A 19,216-nucleotide genomic window follows, 5' to 3' on the forward strand; every position below is an offset into this window, starting at 1 on the left:
ATTAGAGGCCGGCAAAGTGCGCAGACTCCTGCTAATACTGGTACTGTTTCTCCCCTTGAGTGCCCTCGCGGCGTTCGACATCAAACTGGTGTCCCGCGACGACAGCAATGCCCGCTACGCGATTGCCATGATTCGCCTCGCGCTCGACAAGGCCGACGTCGAATACACGCTCAACATCAGCCAAGGCACTCTCACCGCAGCACGACAGCAGCAGGACACCGAAGACGGTGTTATCGACATCATGTGGGCCGCCACTACCGAGGACATTGAAAGCCGCCTGCTACCCATTCGGATACCCCTATACAAAGGCCTGCTCGGCCACCGGGTGTTTATCGTCCACCGGGACAAGCGTAACCTCTTTGCGGGTATTCACCGCTTTGAGCAACTGCAAGGGTTTGTTTTCGGCCAAGGAAAGGGCTGGCCAGATACTGACATCATGCGTCGCAACGGCCTCAAAGTCGAAACCGGCACCTACGAGGGCCTATTTCTAATGGCCGACGGCCAGCGCTTTGACGCCTTCCCCCGCGGCGTAAATGAGCCCTGGAGTGAGTTGCAGGCGCGACCCGAGCTAGAGCTTGCCGTGGACGAGCACCTGATGTTTGTCTACCGCATGCCGTTTTACCTATTCGTCAGCCCCCGCCAACCAGAGCTTGCCCGCATACTGGAAGAGGGCATGCTAATGGCAATTACCGATGGCAGCTTCGATGCCCAGATGATGAGCGACCCCATGGTGCAAATGGTCGTAGAACGGGGCAAGCTCGGCCAGCGCCAGATCTTTGAGCTCACCAACCCGGACCTGCCCGACGCCACGCCGCTGGATAATGCGGCTCTCTGGTTTGATATCAACTCGCTGAGATCGCCCGAAGAGGCAGACGAAAGCGCAGAATAACAACGAGTGACCTGCCATGATCAGAAAAACCCTGACTGTAAAACTCATGTTTGCTCTCACCGCCATATTGTTGCTGGCGGCCGCGCTGATTGTCACTGTGAACTATCAGCTGCAAAGCCAGTATCAAAAGCGCGTGTTTCAAGAGAGCCTGGAGGGGCAAATCCGCCTCGCGTTATCCGCCCTGCGTGAGCCGGTGTTTTCCTACGACCTGCCGCAGGTCGAAGCCATTGGCCAGTCGCTTGCCGAGACGCCTTTGATCATCGCCATCGACATTGTCGACCATCGCGGCAAGACACTGGGCTCGGCCAGTGACGAGCAGCGCCCCGAAGGCGGCTCGATAGAAAGACGCGAACGCATTGAGATTACCCGCGCTGACAAACTGATCGGGTATATCAGTGTGGATTTTTCCACGGCGCAAATGCGCGCCACCCTCGCCAATCAGTCTGCAGCCACCTTTGCTACTATCGCCGCTCTGCTATTGGCCGGCCTAATCACCGTCGCGCTCTTGAGCAAGCGCATGATTGCGCGGCGGGTGTTGCAAATCAGCGATTCGTTGAGCGAAATCGCCGATGGCGAAGGCGACTTGACTCGCCGCCTGCCCACCCACAGCGAGGATGAAATTGCCGATCTGAGCCACAACTTTAATCGCGTCATGGAGCAAATCGCCTCCATCATTCACCGGGTGACCGATACCAGCAGCAGCGTTACCGCCCAGACAGAAAAAATGACGGATGCGGCCGCCAGCACCACCGCCTCGATTGCCCAGCAGATTAATGAAATTGAACAGGTCGCCGCCGCCTTACAGCAGATGTCGCACTCGGCTGAAGACGTCGCTGAACACGCCAAAAACACCGCTGCTGATACCCAGGCCACCCTGCACCTGACCGATGAAGGCTCCGAGGTGGTCAAGCAAGCCATCCACACCATCAACCGCCTGACCACACAAATACAAACCACAGCGGACAAGATCAAGGGGCTGCGTGACAAGTCCGACAGCATTGGCTCGGTGATGGAGGTTATACGCAATATCGCCGAACAGACCAATTTGCTCGCCTTAAACGCGGCCATTGAAGCGGCGCGAGCGGGCGAGCAAGGCCGGGGGTTTGCCGTGGTCGCCGACGAGGTGCGATCCCTGGCGCAAAAGACCCAGCAGTCTACCGAGGAGATTGAATCCATCATTCTCGAGCTGCAAAAGTCGGCCGACGACACCCACAACTCAATGGAGTACAGCGTTGAAGCCGTACAGGAAACCATCGAAACCTCGGGCAAGGTGGATCATGCACTGGAGCAAATCCGCACCAAAGTGGTTTCCATCAACGATATGAATCACCACATTGCCAGCGCTTCGCGGGAGCAGAGCGCCACCGCGAATGAGGTGAGTAAAAACATCACCGCCATTCACGACCTGACCGAAAACGTCTCCCATAACGCAGAGATCGTGCGCGATAGCAGCTCGCTGCTGGACCGGGAAAGTCACCTACTGCGCGATGAAATGTCCAGGTTTAAAACCTGAGGCGCCATCAGCGAAAAGTAAAGTCGCCCCATTCGTAAACCGAGTGCGAGTGGGGCGTAAGAACAAGATGAGGGCCGGGTATCAAACCGTAAAGTGCGCGATTTGGCCGGATAGTTTTTTCGCGGTGGAATCCAGGTCGTTTGCCGTTTGCGTCGAGCGCTGAGCGCTCTCGTGTGCCTGCTGCACCATAGAAACAACATTGCCGACGTTTTTATTGATCTCTTCGGCAGCGTAACTCTGCTCCTCGGCGGCCGTGGCAATCTGGGTGTTCATGTCCAAGATACTGGCAATGGCCGAAGAAATCGCGCGGATCGACTCGCCGGTTTCGCCTACCAGCTCCACGGTGCGCCGGGTTTTGTCGCGGCTGATTTCCATGGCGCGGGTGGCGCCGGCAGCGCCGCCCTGTACCGCTTCAATAATTTGCTGAATCTCGGCGGTGGACTCTTGGGTGCGCTGCGCCAGGGCGCGAACCTCATCGGCGACCACGGCAAAACCCCGACCCTGTTCACCGGCGCGGGCCGCTTCAATGGCCGCGTTCAAGGCGAGCAGGTTGGTTTGCTCGGCAATGCCCTTAATCACACCGAGCACATGGCCGATGCGGTCCGTCTCGCTTTCCAATTGCGCCATTGCGCCACTGACTTCTTCCACCTGGGCCGAGAGTTCGTCGATGGAAGCAATGGTCTGCTCCATCACACCGATACCGTTTTTCGCCCCACTGTCCGCCTCGCCGGCCGCCTGAGCCGCGCCCGAGGCATTGCTGGCAACCTCCTGCACCGTGGACGACATCTCATTGACCGCCGCGGCGACCTGGTCGGTGGAGTGCTCGGTCTCACTGATATTGCGGGCAATGTCAGATGCCGTTTGGTTGATGCTGGCGGAGGCCTCGCCGAGTTGCGCCGAAGTGTCTTTTACCGATACCACCACTGAGCGGATCTCGCGCTGCATCTGGTGCAGGTTATCCCCCAGCTGCCCGAGCTCGTCCGCCCGCTTCAGCTGGAAGTGCTGGGAAAAATCGCCACCGGCCATTACCCTGATGTGCCCCATCACCGAGTGCAACGGCTTGATCAAAGTGGAGCTGAGCAGCAACCAAAGACCACTCATGACGACCACGGCCACGACAACGGTGGAAACCTGCGCCCAGAAGGACACTCGGGCGCTGGCCGCCTGCACCGAGGCGGCCATAGTCGCCACATTGTCCTTAATCAAATCCGCGGCTTCAGCCAATAGGCGACTGGGCTCGCGATCAATACCCGATACCGCCTGATCGCCCGCCGTGGGATCGTAGCCCGAGGCGATAAACGCCCGATAACCATCCTGGTACTCCCCATAGGCACTTTGATGAGCGCGCAGAAAATCCTGTACCAGCGTAGCGCTGCGCCCCGCCTCGAGCTGGCCCAATAAAGCGCGGCCGCGCTCCTGAATCTGCTCGTGGCCAGCTTGAAACCTGTCCCAATACTTGTCGCGCTGCTCGTCATCGGCGCCACGCAGCAGAACGTTTTTCCACTCTTGGACCTGCACCTTAAAATCGAAGTTGATATCACTGATCGCCCGCTCCTGCGCCACATTGCGCTCGAGAAGGCGGTTGTAGCTGGCCAGCTGGCCGTTCAATAACGAAATGGCTATCTCCGCTGCCACCAACAAACCGGCCAATCCACAGCCGACGACCACCATCAAGCGCATTTGCACGCTGCGGGTCACCCATTTCATAGCATTGCCTCAATTCAACAGACACAAAAACACAGTGCGGCGGCCACCTCGCCACCCCACGCATAACCACTGTTTTCTCAGTATAGGAAAGTTTAAGCGCCGCCGAGCGATTCCAGCGCTTCTTGTGCCTCGAGCCACTGCTCTTCGGCCTGATCCACCTGCCCGCGCAGCTCGGCCTGGCTTTGCAAGAGCGCCTGCAGCCGGTCCTTTTCGCCTTCCTCATACAGCGAGGTATCGGCCAGCTGGGCCTCAACTTGAGCCAGCTGCGCCGCCAGGCGCTCCATCTGCGTCTCCAGTTTTTTCAGGCGCTGGGTCAGGGGTTTGAGCTCTTCACGGCGCCCGGCCAGTTGCTGGCGCTGGGCTTTTTTATCCACCGCAGCGGGCTTGGGCTGAGCGGGTGAAGGCGTCGAGGAGGAGTGACGATTGCGGTTGTGCTCGGTGAGCCAGCGGTGGTAGTCGTCGAGGGTGCCGTCAAAGGGCGCGACCTGGCCGTCCGCCACCAGCAGCCACTCATCCACGGTATTACGCAGCAGGTGGCGATCGTGAGAGACCACAATGACGGCGCCCTCAAAATCCTGCAGCGCCATGGTGAGCGCCTGGCGCATTTCCAAATCCAGGTGGTTGGTGGGCTCGTCCAGCAGCAGCACATTCGGCTCGCACCAAGCGATCAGCGCCAGCGCCAAACGGGCTTTTTCACCGCCGGAGAAGTGGTGAATCGGCTCAAAGGCCCGGTCACCTTGAAAATCAAAACTGCCAAGAAAGTTGCGAATTTGCTGCTCGCGCGCCTTGGGGCTGATTCGCTGAATGTGCAGCGCCGGCGAGGCGGCCAAATCCAGTGCCTCCAATTGATGCTGGGCAAAGTAACCGAGGCGAAAGTGCTCACCGGTGACCCGCTCGCCCGCCAGCGCCTGAATCTCTCCTGCGAGGGTTTTGATCAGGCTGGATTTGCCCGCGCCATTGGGCCCGAGCAGACCAATGCGTTGAGCCGGGGCAATATTCAGGTTCACCTGCTCGAGCACGGGCTTCTCGGCATAGCCAATGCGCATATCGCGCAGCACGATCAGCGGGTCTGATACCTTGTCCGAGGCGGTAAAGCTAAAAGTAAACGGTGAGTCCACATGCGCAGGGGCAATGGTTTCCATCCGCTCTAGCTGCTTGATGCGGCTTTGCGCCTGACGGGCCTTGGTCGCCTTGGCGCGAAAACGGCGAATGTAGTTTTCCAGGTGGGCGACGCGCTCGCGCTGCTTTTCAAACGCCGCCTGCTGCTGCGATAGGCGCTCGGCCCGCTGACGTTCATAGGCCGAGTAGTTGCCGGAATAATTCACCAGCTTGCCTGACTCGATACTGACAATTCGCTCTACCACGTTATCGAGAAAGTCCCGGTCGTGAGAGATAATCAGCAAGGTGCCATCGTAATTTTGTAGCCACTGCTCGAGCCAGAGGGTCGCATCCAGATCCAGGTGGTTGGTGGGCTCATCCAGAAGCAGCAAATCAGAGGGGCACATCAGCGCCCGCGCGAGATTCAAACGGATACGCCAGCCGCCGGAGAAATCGCTCACTGACCGGGCATGATCGCTGTCGGCAAAGCCCAGGCCGCTCAACAGCTGAGCCGCGCGCGCCGGAGCCGTGTAACCATCAAGCTGCTCCAGCTCACCGTAAAGCTCGGCCAGGAGTTCGCCGTCATCGCCCGCATTCTCGATACGCTGTTCCAGCTCGCGCAGCGCCTCGTCACCATCGAGCACATAATCCAGTGCCGTGCGCTGCGTATCGGCTACCTCTTGGGCCATATGCGACAAACGCCAGTGGCGGGGCAAATCCAAAGTGCCGCCATCGGCCTGCAACTCCCCCAGCAATAACTTAAACAGGGAAGACTTGCCACTGCCATTGGCACCGATCAGCCCAATTTTCTGACCGGGAAAAATGGACAAATCCACTTCGCTCAGAAGAAACTTGGCGCCGCGCTGTAAACTGATAGTATCGAGAGAAATCATGCGGCGCATTCTATGGTGTGTTTGGGCAATTTGCACTATTTTCGTCGCACCACCAACCCACCAAGTGACAGCCGATATGCATTGCGTAGAAAGCGAACTCTGGCCTTTTTGCCAGTCACTGTACCGCCAAGCCGGTGTCGAGCCACTGTTGCTGTCGCTGCAAGACGCGGCGGACATGCACATTCCCCTGGCCCTGGTGCTCATCTGGTTTGACATCACCGGGCGCGAGCTCGAGGCCGACGCATTGACCCGCCTGTACAAGACCAGCGAGCAGTGGCAGCGCCACGTCGTTGAGCCACTCAGGCAGGCGCGCCGCTGGATGAAAGCCAACACAGCATTAACCGAGCCCGAGCATGCGCTGCGCGAGCAGATCAAAGGCGCCGAACTCGAAGCCGAGCGCCAATGGCTGCTGCGCCAGTCACAGGCTGCGCCATCACCCCTGTTGCCGCCCAATCCGGCGCTGACGTATTTCAACCGGTATCTGGAGAGACTCTCGGTAGCGGCGGCCGAGCAGAAGCGCATTGCGCATCAGCTTCGCCAGGCCATTGAGGTTATGAACAAATCTGAGGGTCGACAAGGCGAGGAATTGGTGTAAACCGGGCACGGAACACCCGACACTTGGGGCGAGCCAGAGGGTGCATCAAGCCCCGGCTTTTTTCTCTAGACCCCGATAAATCACAGACAAAAAAAAGCCCCTTGCGGGGCTTTTGGGTTGTCAGGCGCCGTTAAAAATCTTCGTCAAACAAGCCGCCGGTTTTCGGCGCCGCAGGGGCGTCGGGCACGGGCGTGGCCTTGGGCTTGTCCGAGTCAGACGGCTCAATCATCTGGGTGCCCATATGGCTCGGAAGAGGTTGTGGTGCCAAGTCGGGTTTGGGCGCCGGCGGCGCTGCCGGTACCGCTGCGGGCGTTACCGGCTTCGCGGCGCTTTTCGCAGCGGCCTTCTTCGCCGCTGGCTTTTTCGCCGCGGCTTTTTTTACCAGGGTTTTTGTTGCCGACTCTGCTGCCGGAGCTGAGGTCGCCTTGGTCGCGGCTTTTTTCGCAGCCGGGCGTTTGGATTTTACAACCGCCTTGTTCGCCGCAGGACGCTTTTTGGCGGCCGCTTTTTTCTTGGGCGCCGCTTTACTCGGCGCTACAGCCGCATCAGCAGTCGCAGGGCTCTTGCGCGCGGGACGCTTTTTCGCTTTTGCGCGGGTCTTCTTCGCCGCTTTTTTCTGCTTGGCGGCCAGCTCGCGCTCCGCCTTGGCCTGCAGCCTGGCAAACGCCTGGGCGTTGCCCAACTCGGTTTGCACACTGGCAAGGGCGTCGCGCTCTGTTTTCAGATTAGCGTCGAGCGCTGTTACATTGGCCTGGGCCGCCTTGAGTTCAGCCGAGGCTTTGTCCAGACGCTTTTTGCCAGCGGCGGTTTTCGCCCCTTTGGCAGCGGCTTGTTTACGGCTGCGCAGGCCAACCAATTTCTTTTTCTCGGTGGCCAGTTTTTTACTGGCGGCGGCAACGGCTTTCTTCGCGGCGGCTACACTCTTTTCCCGCTCGCTGTTGAGCTTGGCCTTGACCGAAGCGATTTCCTTTTCCAGTTGCGCGACAGACAAGGCTGATTTCCTCTTGGCGGCCATAATAAAACCCTTTGTGAGCTAAAAAATTGAATGTCGGAGAGGGGAACTTTCTGTGCTGAACATTGTAGACCTATCTATTCAAAAAGTGTACGCCCCCACGCGCTGAAATGTGAGCTGGCCGCTGGTTGATGTCGACCTGCCCCTATCCTCTGCTTTTGGCGCACAGAAGCGGCGGCTGCGCCATTGAAATCGCCACGAGCGCCCATACCCTTGCTAGCGGCGGTGGCGCTTTTTTAACGACCACCGCACACACCGGGGGTTCACAATGCGCGCCAACGCGCACACTGCGCTCAAGATAGGGTACTATGAGCGCTCTTTATAGGTACCTGCAGGCCGGAGGCCCCGGCCAGCCACTGCCCCTTACCGGGCAGAGGTTCCATACACCAAGAAAAATAGGTAGATTATGATTAACAAGCGTTTACTGATGACCGGCATGCTCTGCTCCGCGGCCCTGATCGCTGGCTGCAACCAGGGCGACTCTCAACAAGACACTGCCAAGGAAGTACAGCTGGAAACCTTGGAACAAAAGGTGAACTACGCCATCGCTCTGAACATGGCCAGCAACTTCAAGCAGCGCGAAGTACCGATTGAAGTGGAAGCTTTTACCGCGGCACTGACCGACGTGCGCGATGACAAAGAGCAGCGCCTGACCGACGAGCAAATCCAGGAAGTGATGCAGACCTTCCAGGAGCAGCAAATGGAGCTGCAACAGCAGCGTCAGAAAGAGCTGGCCGACAAGCACAAATCCGAGGGCGAAGCTTTCCTGGCGGATAATGCCGCTAAAGAAGGTGTTGAGATCACCGACAGCGGCCTGCAGTACAAAGTGCTGGAAGCGGGCGACGGCATCAAGCCAAAAGCTGAAGACACCGTCACCGTCCACTACGAAGGCAAGCTGATCGACGGCACCGTGTTCGACAGCTCTTACGAGCGCAACCAGCCGGCGACCTTTGCCCTGAATCAAGTAATCTCCGGCTGGACCGAGGGCCTGCAGTTGATGGAAACCGGCTCCAAATACGAGCTCTACATTCCGTCAGATCTGGCCTACGGCCCCGGTGGCAACCACGGCATTCCGCCCAACGCCACGCTGATTTTCCAGGTTGAACTGCTGGAAGTTGAACCGGCTGATGCACCGGCCGAAGCGCAAGACGCTGAGGCTGGCGAAGAGTAAATCGCCGGCTCAAGGAAAAGCCCCCGCCTGGCAACAGACGGGGGCTTTTTTGTGCCTGCTAGTACGTCAGGGTGTAGACAAAACCGTTGCTGCTGATGGCGCGGTAGCGGTTGGGGTCGTCGGTAAAACTGATGTCAATCACCGCCGTAGCCGAGGGCTGCCACTGCTTGCGTTTGGGCAGTTGCCAGCGGTAGACCTCGCTCTGGCCATCGATGTCCCACAGCTGCACCAGGCCGTCCGGGCGCCCGGTGAGCAGATAGGTGGCGTCGTCGGAAAAGCGCGCCGCCGTGATGTTCAAACCGCGTTTGACACGCTCATTCGCAAACGGCAATTGCCATAGGCTCTGGTTGGTGTCAGTGGTGAAAATCTCAACCCGGTCGTACTTGGCGGCCGCCAGGGCGCGCCGGCCATCCCCGCTCAGCGCCACCTCCTGCACCGGCTCGTTGTAGAGCCGCTCAAAACGCAGCTCGCCGGTCTGGGTATCCCAGACCTTAACGCGAAAGTCCTCGCCGCCGGTGAGCGTCACACTGAGATCGTCGCTCACCGCCACGTCATTGACCCGGCCCTCGTGGGCAAAACTTCGAAAAATACCGCCGCCGCGCACGTCGTAAAGCGCTCCGCGACCGTCACCCAGGCCCAGCAGCGCAACATTGCCGTAGCGCCCGAGCGCCACCGACAGGACTTCGGCGGGAATGCGCCAAAAACCGGCAGCCTGGCCCTCACGGGTATTCCAAAGTACCAGCGACTGCTCATCAACCGTTGCCGCCCAGCCACCATCGGGCGAAATGGCTGTGGCCAACAACAGGGTCATGTCACTCTGGCTGTGGTTCCAGTTAAACAGCCGCTCGCGCTCCGCAAGCTGCCAAAAGCTGCCGCCGTGATAGACCGAACCGATCACAGCCTGAGTGCCATCAGGCGCGAGTGCGCCGCTCTGTACACTGCGGGCAGCCACTTCCAACTCAGCACTCGGCCCCGGATCGGGCGAACAGGACAGCAGGGCCGGCAGGGAAAGCAGCAGAGAAAAGAAAAGCCAGACAGGAGGTTTAATCATGGTGTTGCCGCGCCAAATGGATTGTCACGGCAAGTGTAGCACCCGCTGAGCAGCGGGTGCCGGAGCCTTACTCGACTTTGTCCCGGTGGGCTTCGTGGAGCACGGCGATCATACGATCCTCCGCACTGAAGCGCGCTTCGAGAGTTTCACCCAGGCGCGAGAGGTCTGCATCCAGGCTCGTCAGGTCATCCGTCTCCTGGTATTTGTCGTTAAAATCGAGCACTTCTTCGGTGGTACCATCCACCGTTTTAAAGTACTCGGCACCGGCCTTCAGAGCTTTATCGTCCCCAAAATCCCGGCCTTCTTGCAGCAGTTGATCATAGACTTCAAAGTGGCCGGCAGAGACATAGTCCACCATGATCTCACACAGCCGTTTGAGCTTGTCGCCACGAGCTTCGTCATCCTGACCTTTGGTGTCCGACAGAGCGCAGTATTTAACCAGCATCTCCTGTCGCTCTGCCAGCCAGCGATCAATAATCTGACTGACGCCGCCCCAGCGCTCTTTGGCGTCCTGACAATTTTCCAGCATAAATATTCCCCTGAGGGTGCTTACTTTTATAACCCCCTAATCAGGGGTCCGGCCAGTTTAACATGACCTTTGGCTTTGCGCCCGGCTGCGTTGCCGTCTTTGAGCGCTCGCGTTATGCTGGCCAATAAGGTCACAACGGGACACACCCATGAAATGTTTAACACGAGGCACTCTCGCCTTATTGCTGCTTCTGGCGGGTGCGGCGTCCTGGGCCCAGGACGATCAAGAAGGCTCGGTGGAAGGCTCCATCTACATCCCCATGCAACCGCCTTTTGTCGTCAACTACGGCGGCACTGGTCGCCTCAAGTACCTTAAGACCGAGCTGAGTGTGCGTGTCAACGATGTACACACGGCCGCTTCAGTGCGCCATCATATGCCGCTGCTGCGCAACGCTATGGTGATGCTGTTTTCCCGGCAGAGCGAAGAGTCCATTACCACTCAGCAGGGCGTGGAGCAGCTGCGCGAAACCGCTAAGGAAGAGATCATCGCTCTGCTCGAAACCGAGCAGAGCGCCAACGATGTGCTCGAGATCTACTTTAACAACCTGATTGTGCAGAAATAGCCGCCTGCGGCTCGCAGCCGCAGTTGGCGCAGTCGCGGTACTGAGCGTAGTAAGCGGCCAGATGCGCGTCAAAGCTGAGTTGATCGGCCGCCTCCACCTCTGTCTGCTGTCGTATCGATTGCTCGGCCAGGGCCTTGAAGTGCGCCTCGCGCTCGGCCTCCAGGGGGCGGCCGGCAAAATGGGCACTGTGCGCCTGCGCCAGCTCCATGGCAAAGGCGTAGTAGGTTTGCTGCTTGTCACGTAATACCTGCAGTACCCGATCCGCTGGCGTTGAGGCCTCGCCCGCCAACTTGCGCTGCGCCTCGGCGTGAGCCTGCTCATAGGCGCTGCCGCCACAGGCAGTGTCCAGCAGGCGGGCACAGGACAAAACACCCTGTTGTACTTGGCTCGCCCACTCCCGCGCGCTCACTTCACCGCCGTTGACCATTAACTTCAGGGCCGGGTCGCGGCCGCTATAGACCACCCGCTTTTGGTTTTCCTGCAGACCCAGGTATTCGGTATCGCCGGTGAGCGGGCTGTCCTGCAAGAGGCAAAACAGCAAAAAGGCATCCAGATAATGCAGCTGCTCGCTGCACACACCCAGAGGCTCAAAGGGGTTGAGGTCTACGCAGCGCACTTCCACATACTCCACGCCGCGCAGCCGCAGCGCCTGGAGCGCGGTCTCGCCGGACTTGGCGGTGCGCTTGGGGCGAATGGTGCTGTAGAACTCGTTCTCGATTTGCAGCAGGCTGGTGTTGAGTTGCTGATAGTGCCCCTCGGCGTCTTTCAGGCCAATGGCCTCGTAGGCCGGATGCGGGCGGGTAATGGCACCACAGAGCGTCTGCAGGTAGTTGTCCAGGTTGTTGTAACAGACAATCAGCGACTGCTGGGCGTCGCTCTGATAACCGAGGTCCCCCATGCGCAGCGAGGTAGCGTAGGGAGCGTGCAGGGTGTTTTCGTCCTGTCCCAGAGGTTCAAGCGCGTGCTTGCGCCCGCGCACAAAGCTGCGGCACACCGCCGGCGCCGCGCCAAACAGGTAGAGCAAGAGCCAGAAATAGCGGCGAAAGTTACGGATCAGGGCGAAGTACTTGTCGGTTTTAAACGACTGCAAGTTCTGCTCAGTGCCCTCCAGCCTTGCCAGCTCGTGCCAGAACTCATCCGGCAGCGAGAAGTTGTAATGCACACCGGCAATGGTCTGCATAGCGCGGCCGTAGCGGTGGCCGAGCCCGAGCCGATAAATGGTTTTCATGGCGCCGCTGTTGGAGCTGCCGTAGCGGGCCACGGGGATAGAATCGTCGCCCGCCAGCACACAGGGCATACTGCCCGGCCAGAGGTGCTCGCTCTCGAGCTGGCCGTAGGTGTAGCGGTGGATGTCATCCAGCTGGCCGAGCACGGCCTCGATGGACGCCGAGGGCTCTGTGATAAATTCCAGCAGCGCCTCGGAGTAATCGGTGGTGATGTGCGGATGGGCCAGCGCCGAGCCGAGCCCGGCCGGGTGGTCCGTTTGCGCCAGGCGACCCTCGGGCGTTACCCGCAGGCTCTCTTTCTCGATTCCGCGCAAAATACCGCGCAAAGTGCCATTGGCCGCAGGTGCGGCAAAGGCCGCCAGGTGCGCGTCAAATTGTGACAAAACGTTGTCCTCTGTGGGGCCCTGGGCCCTTTACTGGCTCTCGGCCGGTGCTGCCGCGCCGGGCTCGCTGTCGGTACCCGCCTCATCCAGCGCCAGAGACAGGGACTGGCTGGCTTTGGGCTGCGGCGGCGGCAAAATGTCCGGGTCGATCTGCGGTTGGCCGCGCTCGTTGAGCGGGCACCTTACCAAGCTTACCCGCTGGGAGTAATCCTTGGCGTTGACTTCAAACTTCTCGTTGACCGCTTCGTCTTTATGGGCGCTGCGGTACAGACTGGCCGGGTCGCGGCCATCGAGCCAGGCGCGCTGCTTGCTCAAAAACAGCTTGTCCTGATTCTGGATAATATAAACCTCAGACATAAACCTCTAACCGTGTAACAGCTTGCGTACTTCCCGCCATAATGGGGCCTTGTGGCGCAGAGTCAAGCGCCGCCCACCTGGGGAATATCGATAAGAAAGTCCGTAACACCGATGTCCACACCGCGCTGGTTAAGCAGTGTACTGACCTGGCCGCGGTGATGGGTCTGGTGGTTGAAAAAGTGCATCAGCAGCTCGCCAAAATCCCGCGTGGCGGGCTCGCCTTTGCTGTTATGGTAGGCGAGCGGGCGGTCGAGATCGGCGGCGGCGAGCTCATCGGCGCTCCAGTGCACTATGGCCTCATCCACCAGCGCGCGCGCCGACGACAAGGCGCCAAAGCGATCGTAGAGCAGCTCGTCGAGCCGGGTGGGACGCGGCAGCTCCGCCAGGGGCATCAGGCTGGTGTAGGCCGGCGAGTGGGCGGCAAAGCGGTTCAACCACAGCAAATCGCCCACCAAGATGTGATTGAGTGTCCCGAGAATAGAGCCAAAAAAGGCGCCCGCGGGCTCGGCCAGGGTGGCCTCGTCCAATCCAGCGGCCGCGCCATAGACCTGGCGGTTCATGCGCAGGTTGTACAGCGCCAGCAAGCGGCAATGCGTCAGTGGCTCCATGATATTCGTCTCTCCAGTGCTGACAGGGTTACTGGGTAAATTTACAGTAAAATGTTATCCTGCCGGTCAACGAGCGCGCCCGGGCGTGTCGACCATACAACAAACCCGGGCCTGCGCACACCGTTTGTGTTTTAAGTTTTGTCATCGCAAGAGCACAAGCCCGGTGCCCAGGCCCTGCAGATACAGAAGTCTCCCATGCAAGCACCTGAACTCGTCGCCAACCTTAACGACGCCCAGCTCGAGGCCGTTACCGCCGAGCCCGGCAACCAGCTGATTCTGGCCGGCGCCGGCAGCGGCAAAACCCGGGTGCTGGTGCACCGCATCGCCTGGCTGGTGCAGACCCAGGGCGTTTCCCCCTACAGTATTTTGGCCGTGACCTTTACCAACAAGGCCGCCAAGGAGATGCGCGCCCGCCTGGACGAGCTGTTTCGCGAGGCGGGCACGCCCATCAATACCCGCAGCATGTGGGTGGGCACGTTTCACGGCTTGGCTCACCGGCTGCTCAAAGCTCACTGGAAAGACGCCAAGCTGCCGCAGAACTTTCAGATTCTCGACAGCGACGATCAACTGCGGCTGATCAAGCGCGTCTACCAAAACCTGGGGCTGGATGCTGAGCGCTGGCCACCGCGCCAGGCCCAGTGGTTTATCAACGGCCAAAAAGACGAAGGCTTGCGCGCCAAGCACCTGCAGGAGAGCGCCGATCCGTTTATCCGCACCATGGCGGCGGTCTACCGCGCCTACGAGGCGGATTGCGAGCGCGGCGGCCTGGTGGACTTTGCCGAGTTATTGCTGCGCGCCCACGAGCTGTGGCTCAACAACTCGGCCCTGCTGTCCCACTACCAGGGCCGCTTCCCGTTTATTTTGGTGGACGAGTTTCAGGACACCAACTCCGTACAATACGCCTGGCTGCGGGTGCTGGCAGGCGAGGCCTGCTTCGTCACCGCCGTTGGCGATGACGACCAGTCCATTTACGGCTGGCGCGGCGCCAAGGTGGAAAACATCCGCCGCTTTGAAGAGGACTACCCCGAGACCCGCGTGGTGCGACTGGAGCAGAACTATCGCTCCACGGCCAATATTCTGGGTGCCGCCAACGCGGTCATCGCCAACAACTTTGGCCGCCTCGGCAAAGAGCTCTGGACCGACGGCAGCGACGGCGACCCCATCTCACTGTACGCAGCCTTTAACGAGCAGGACGAGGCGCGCTTTATTGTCGAGCGCATCAACGACTGGATTGGCAAAGGCCAGAGTAAAAACAGCTGCGCCATTCTGTACCGCTCCAACGCCCAGTCGCGGGTACTGGAGGAGGCCCTGCTGCGCGAGGGGATTGCCTACCGCATCTATGGCGGCCAGCGCTTTTACGACCGGCTCGAAATCAAAAACGCCCTCACCTATATGCGCCTGGCCACCAACTGCGACGACGACCCTGCCTTTGAGCGGGTCATCAACACACCCACCCGGGGCATTGGCGGTAAAACGGTGGAAGACATCCGAGCTTTTGCCCGCGAGCACGGCTGCTCGCTCTGGCAGGCAACCGGGCAAATGGTGCAAAACAAACTGCTCAGCGCGCGCGCGAGCAACGCGCTGCTCGGGTTTATTCAGCTGATTGACGCTCTCACCGAGAAAAGCGCCGACCTGGCGCTGGACCGTTTTGCCGAGGCAGTGCTGGAATCAACAGGGCTTTACGAGTTTCACAAAAACGAAAAAGGTGAAAAGGGCCAGGCACGCGCCGAGAACCTGGAAGAGTTGATTACCGCCTGCCGCGTCTTCGATGCCGAGGACGAGGACGAACCCGTTCTGCAACAGTTTCTCGACACGGCCGCACTCGATGCCGGCGAGGCTCAGGCCGACGAGTTTGAAGACGCCGTACAGCTGATGACCCTGCACTCGGCCAAGGGGCTGGAGTTTCCGCTGGTGTTTATGGCCGGTGTGGAAGAAAATCTCTTTCCCCATAAAATGTCCATCGAGGACCCGGACCGGCTGGAAGAAGAGCGTCGCCTTGCCTACGTAGGCATTACCCGGGCCATGGAAAAGCTCTACCTTTGTTACGCTGAGACGCGCCGTCTGCACGGCGGTGAAACCTTTAATGCCGTGTCTCGCTTTGTCAAAGAAATCCCGGACGAATACCTCGAAGAGGTGCGCATCAAAAGCACCATCTCTCGCCCGGCGCGGCTGCAAAGTCGCGGTGAGCGCCGCGCCGGCGGCGCGGGTCTGCGCCTGTCAGATTCGGGCGAAGACACCGGCTTTCGCCTCGGCCAGCGGGTGACACACAAAAAATTTGGCGAGGGCATCATCGTCCATTTCGAGGGCTCGGGCGCCAGCACCCGGGTGCAAATCAACTTTGACAACGAAGGCACTAAGTGGCTGGTGATGCAATACGCCAAGCTCGAGGCGGTTTAATGTTCCTTCAGGCGCCCGGCACCGGGTGCCTGCCACACGCTATAGCAATGCCCCGTGCTATCATTTTGCCTCTAACCCAAAACAATAAAACCACACCATGACAAACGCTCGCTCAGTTAATCTCACGCCCCTGATCATCCTGGCCCTGGTGGCGCTCAGCGTCGCTCTTTTTGCCGCACTGGTAATGAGCAACGCCAAGCAGTTCGGCAGCGCGCAAAGCGAAGGCGCCGCCGCCGAGCAACAGCACTACCGTTGGCGCATGGTCACCACCTGGCCGAAAAATTTTCCGGGCCTGGGCACCACCGCCGAAGAATTTGCCAAAATGGTTGAGCAAATGAGCGGCGGGCGGCTCATCATTCACGTACACGGCGCCGGCGAAATTGTCCCCGCCATGGGCGTGTTTGATGCCGTCTCTTCCGGCAGCGTGGAAATGGGTCACGGCGGAGCCTACTACTGGCGCGGCAAGTCCCCGGCCACCCAGTTTTTTACCACCGTGCCCTTTGGCATGAATGCCCAGGAAATGAACGGCTGGCTGCACCACGGCGGCGGCCTGGAACTGTGGCGCGAGGTCTACGAGCCGTTTAACATCATCCCCTTTGCCGCCGGCAACACCGGCATTCAGATGGCCGGCTGGTTTAACAAGGAGATCAATACCCTCGCCGATCTCAAGGGCCTGAAAATGCGCATCCCGGGCCTTGCCGGTGAAGTGTTTAACCGCGCCGGCGGCACCAGCGTCAATATCCCCGGCGGCGAGCTCTACACCGCACTGCAAACCGGCGTGATCGACGCCGCCGAATGGGTCGGCCCGGCCAACGACCTCGCCTTTGGGTTTCAGGACGTGGCGCGCTATTACTACTACCCCGGCTGGCACGAGCCCGGCTCCACCCTGGAACTGCTGGTTAACAAACCGGCCTTTGAAAAGCTGCCCGCCGACTTACAGGCCATAGTCACCTACGCCGCTCGCGCTGCCAACCAGGATATGCTGGATCAATACACCGCCACTAATAACGCCGCCCTCAAGACCCTGGTGGAGCAACACGGTGTACAACTGCGGCGCCTGCCCGATGAAGTACTGAACGAGTTGCGCACAATGACAGAACAGGTCTTTATCGAGCAGGCCGAACAAAACGCCATGTTCGCCCGGGTGTGGGAATCCTACAAAGCCTTTAAAGCAAAAGCCGGGCAGTGGCATAAAGTCTCGGAAGAGGCTTACTATCAGGTGCGCGAGGGCGACTAGCAGGCAACAAAACCGCCTGCCTTCGCAAAACATCTATGGTTTTAGTCCCGACAGACAAGAGAAGATACTTCACATTCTGTTACCTTCTTACGACCCTGATGATGTTTGGGCTTTGGGCGCTCGGGATTGTATCCTTTCAAGAGCGCCCATTTTGGGCACTCGCCTACTTCGGCCTAATGTTTTGGCCGGCATCACTTTACTTTCTTTGGATAGCCATTCGGAGCTATCCCTTCAATACCTTCCCCAATCCGCACACCAAGGTTTTTGTCCAGCATAAAATTAAGCAAGGGAAAAGCGCTAAAATTGAGGCGGCATTATGGTTCACCGCAGGGCTGCCCTTCTCTTGTGTGCCCGCCATTCTTTTTTGGGCGTATTATTTTCCAACAATCCATCTCAACGCCATTATTGGTGGATAAGTTGAAATTGAGAAATCGATAGGTGTCATGATTTACATCCAAGAATCTGGGCTAAAAAGGCAGCTTCAACTCATCGAACTTTTTGCCGCCCAAGAACCATACCAATTGGTTTTGTGGTACTACCCGGAAACAACTTGCCAAACCATTCCCATTTTTAACACTGGGATTAGCAGGAGCGCCCTTAAGCCCGTCACCGAGTACTCAGACGGTTTTATCCCGTATCACTCCAACCCGATAAAAGCGAAACCCTCTCTTATTTCTTACTTGCATCGATTCTCTTCCGAATTAATAAGCTCTGTGGACTCTGTCTGTCTCTATCCGATGGACAGCAATGACTGGGTGGCGTGCGCCATAGGGCATGAAGGCATATGCCTAGTGAAAGATTCAAAAAAACTGCGCCTACTGAAGGAGAAAGGCTTCAATGCTTCAGCGAGCGCACCAGAAGGATGGTAACTTCCATGAAATATTTACTGTTGGCGATAGCGCTAAGCTTACTTCCACTACACAGCATGGCGACAACAATGCCCGAGATGGATAATGTCACTATTGCCAAAACCGCATCTCACATCTTTATTGGGCGGGTCGTCGAAAATCACGATGAACTAATAAAGCCCTGGCAGTGTAATGAGCGTTACTATGAATCCAAAATAGAGGTTATTGAGAATCTCCGAGGGCTCAGCGTCGGGTCCATTAGCCTACCCGTCTGCCAAGGTACTAAGGTTTCAAACCTACCACTTGAAAAGAACAAAACCTACCTTTTCTTTTTAAAGAGAAATGGCGAACAATTTATTAGGGTTTCTCCTAGAGGCGGCATCATCGAGTTTTAAGAGGAATAAAATTTAAAATCTATGCCATCCTTGGAACAAACAGTTGTTGGCCCAACCTTTGCGTCACCTCCCGATACATTTACTCTATCGGGAGACTTGCGATGAAACACACTCTACGAACACTCCTTTTTGCCAGCCTGGCGGCGCCGGCTTTCGCCTACAGCGCCGCACTCAATGTTGACATTTACGCCGTAGACAGCGATGGCGTTGGCGACAAGCTGGGTCAGATCCGCGTGCACGAGACCGAGCACGGCACGGTGTTCACCCCGGACTTGTCTGGCCTTGAGCCGGGCGCGCACGGCTTTCATGTGCATGAGCACCCAAGCTGTGAGCCCAAGGATGGCAAAGCCGCCGGCGCCGCCGGCAGCCACTACGACCCCAAAGGCCACGGCAACCACGCGCCACCTTGGAGCGAGGGCCACCTGGGTGATCTGCCCGCGCTTTACGTCAGCGAGGACGGCAAGGCCACTCAGCCGGTGCTGGCCCCCAAAATCAAACCGGAGGACCTAAAAGGTCGCGCGCTGATGTTACATGAAGGCGGGGACAATTATTCCGACCTGCCCAAGCCGCTCGGCGGTGGCGGCAGTCGCGTTGCCTGCGGTGAAATAAAGTAGCTTTTTGAAACGTTATTTTGAAAATTCTGCAAAGCGATAGTGCCATCAGCAAGCTAACTCTAAACCTCTAGCGCCTAAAGCAGGAACCACAGAACGAACGAGGCCGGCAAAAAGCCGGCCTCGTTTTTACT

General features: G+C 58.6%; 18 protein-coding genes. 10 read left to right on the forward strand and 8 right to left on the reverse strand.

The genetic code is table 11. From position 1 onward, the window contains the following. Positions 1 to 16 precede the first annotated feature (16 nt). Together QWI16_RS04545 and QWI16_RS04550 are read left to right on the forward strand one after the other, a co-directional pair. A complete protein-coding gene (locus QWI16_RS04545; protein WP_302711567.1) occupies positions 17 to 889 on the forward strand; it encodes a transporter substrate-binding domain-containing protein in 873 nt (290 codons plus the stop codon). 16 nt (positions 890 to 905) lie between these two features. After that, positions 906 to 2,402 (forward strand): methyl-accepting chemotaxis protein, encoded by a 1,497-nt coding sequence (locus QWI16_RS04550; protein WP_302711568.1) that lies wholly within the window; start codon positions 906 to 908, stop codon positions 2,400 to 2,402. Between the two features lie 81 nt (positions 2,403 to 2,483). Here QWI16_RS04550 and QWI16_RS04555 read toward each other — a convergent pair whose 3' ends face one another. Together QWI16_RS04555 and QWI16_RS04560 are read right to left on the reverse strand one after the other, a co-directional pair. Further along, entirely contained in the window at positions 2,484 to 4,109 is a 1,626-nt protein-coding gene (locus QWI16_RS04555) for a methyl-accepting chemotaxis protein (protein ID WP_302711569.1), read from the reverse strand. A gap of 92 nt (positions 4,110 to 4,201) precedes the next feature. Continuing rightward, entirely contained in the window at positions 4,202 to 6,100 is a 1,899-nt protein-coding gene (locus QWI16_RS04560; protein ID WP_302711570.1) for an ATP-binding cassette domain-containing protein, read from the reverse strand. Between the two features lie 76 nt (positions 6,101 to 6,176). Here QWI16_RS04560 and QWI16_RS04565 point away from each other — a divergent pair, with 76 nt between their 5' ends. Beyond that, positions 6,177 to 6,695, forward strand: coding sequence for a TIGR02444 family protein (locus QWI16_RS04565; RefSeq protein ID WP_302711571.1), 519 nt, complete (start codon positions 6,177 to 6,179; stop codon positions 6,693 to 6,695). Between the two features lie 130 nt (positions 6,696 to 6,825). Here QWI16_RS04565 and QWI16_RS04570 read toward each other — a convergent pair whose 3' ends face one another. Beyond that, the gene (locus QWI16_RS04570) at positions 6,826 to 7,686 is read right to left on the reverse strand and encodes a hypothetical protein (RefSeq protein ID WP_302711572.1); all 861 of its coding nucleotides are present in this window, start codon (positions 7,684 to 7,686) and stop codon (positions 6,826 to 6,828) included. Between the two features lie 427 nt (positions 7,687 to 8,113). Between QWI16_RS04570 and bamJ the strand changes: the two genes are divergently transcribed. Then, a complete protein-coding gene (bamJ, locus tag QWI16_RS04575) occupies positions 8,114 to 8,878 on the forward strand; it encodes a BamJ family beta-barrel-assembly machinery protein (RefSeq protein ID WP_302711573.1) in 765 nt (254 codons plus the stop codon). A gap of 58 nt (positions 8,879 to 8,936) precedes the next feature. Here the strand turns inward: bamJ and QWI16_RS04580 are convergent, their stop codons facing one another. Both QWI16_RS04580 and rsd read right to left on the reverse strand, forming a co-directional pair. Next, positions 8,937 to 9,929: a WD40 repeat domain-containing protein gene (locus tag QWI16_RS04580; protein ID WP_302711574.1), complete on the reverse strand. Its 993-nt coding sequence runs from the start codon at positions 9,927 to 9,929 to the stop codon at positions 8,937 to 8,939. 67 nt (positions 9,930 to 9,996) lie between these two features. Beyond that, positions 9,997 to 10,458: a sigma D regulator gene (rsd, locus tag QWI16_RS04585; protein WP_302711575.1), complete on the reverse strand. Its 462-nt coding sequence runs from the start codon at positions 10,456 to 10,458 to the stop codon at positions 9,997 to 9,999. A 148-nt stretch (positions 10,459 to 10,606) separates the two neighbouring features. Between rsd and QWI16_RS04590 the strand changes: the two genes are divergently transcribed. Beyond that, positions 10,607 to 11,020 (forward strand): flagellar basal body-associated FliL family protein, encoded by a 414-nt coding sequence (locus QWI16_RS04590; RefSeq protein WP_302711576.1) that lies wholly within the window; start codon positions 10,607 to 10,609, stop codon positions 11,018 to 11,020. Here QWI16_RS04590 and gshA read toward each other — a convergent pair. The 3 genes from gshA to QWI16_RS04605 all read right to left on the reverse strand — a co-directional run bounded on the left by gshA (position 10,995) and on the right by QWI16_RS04605 (position 13,594). Then, complete coding sequence (gene gshA, locus QWI16_RS04595; RefSeq protein ID WP_302711577.1) at positions 10,995 to 12,629, reverse strand: glutamate--cysteine ligase; 1,635 nt, start codon at positions 12,627 to 12,629, stop codon at positions 10,995 to 10,997. The genes QWI16_RS04590 and gshA overlap by 26 nt on opposite strands. 30 nt (positions 12,630 to 12,659) lie before the next feature. Beyond that, positions 12,660 to 12,986 (reverse strand): hypothetical protein, encoded by a 327-nt coding sequence (locus QWI16_RS04600; RefSeq protein ID WP_302711578.1) that lies wholly within the window; start codon positions 12,984 to 12,986, stop codon positions 12,660 to 12,662. 62 nt (positions 12,987 to 13,048) lie between these two features. Further along, entirely contained in the window at positions 13,049 to 13,594 is a 546-nt protein-coding gene (locus QWI16_RS04605; protein ID WP_302711579.1) for a DinB family protein, read from the reverse strand. Positions 13,595 to 13,789: 195 nt separating this feature from the next. Between QWI16_RS04605 and uvrD the strand changes: the two genes are divergently transcribed. The 5 genes from uvrD to sodC all read left to right on the forward strand — a co-directional run bounded on the left by uvrD (position 13,790) and on the right by sodC (position 19,085). Further along, a complete protein-coding gene (gene uvrD, locus QWI16_RS04610) occupies positions 13,790 to 15,991 on the forward strand; it encodes a DNA helicase II (RefSeq protein ID WP_302711580.1) in 2,202 nt (733 codons plus the stop codon). Positions 15,992 to 16,088: 97 nt separating this feature from the next. Continuing rightward, entirely contained in the window at positions 16,089 to 17,228 is a 1,140-nt protein-coding gene (locus tag QWI16_RS04615) for a TRAP transporter substrate-binding protein (RefSeq protein WP_302711581.1), read from the forward strand. A gap of 35 nt (positions 17,229 to 17,263) precedes the next feature. Beyond that, positions 17,264 to 17,644, forward strand: coding sequence for a hypothetical protein (locus QWI16_RS04620; protein ID WP_302711582.1), 381 nt, complete (start codon positions 17,264 to 17,266; stop codon positions 17,642 to 17,644). Between the two features lie 458 nt (positions 17,645 to 18,102). Further along, entirely contained in the window at positions 18,103 to 18,471 is a 369-nt protein-coding gene (locus tag QWI16_RS04625; protein WP_302711583.1) for a hypothetical protein, read from the forward strand. Between the two features lie 101 nt (positions 18,472 to 18,572). Continuing rightward, positions 18,573 to 19,085 (forward strand): superoxide dismutase [Cu-Zn] SodC, encoded by a 513-nt coding sequence (gene sodC / locus QWI16_RS04630; RefSeq protein WP_302711584.1) that lies wholly within the window; start codon positions 18,573 to 18,575, stop codon positions 19,083 to 19,085. The last annotated feature ends 131 nt before the right edge of the window (positions 19,086 to 19,216 follow it).

Origin of the sequence: Gilvimarinus algae (assembly GCF_030518215.1) — a bacterium.
Classification (GTDB): domain Bacteria; phylum Pseudomonadota; class Gammaproteobacteria; order Pseudomonadales; family Cellvibrionaceae; genus Gilvimarinus; species Gilvimarinus algae.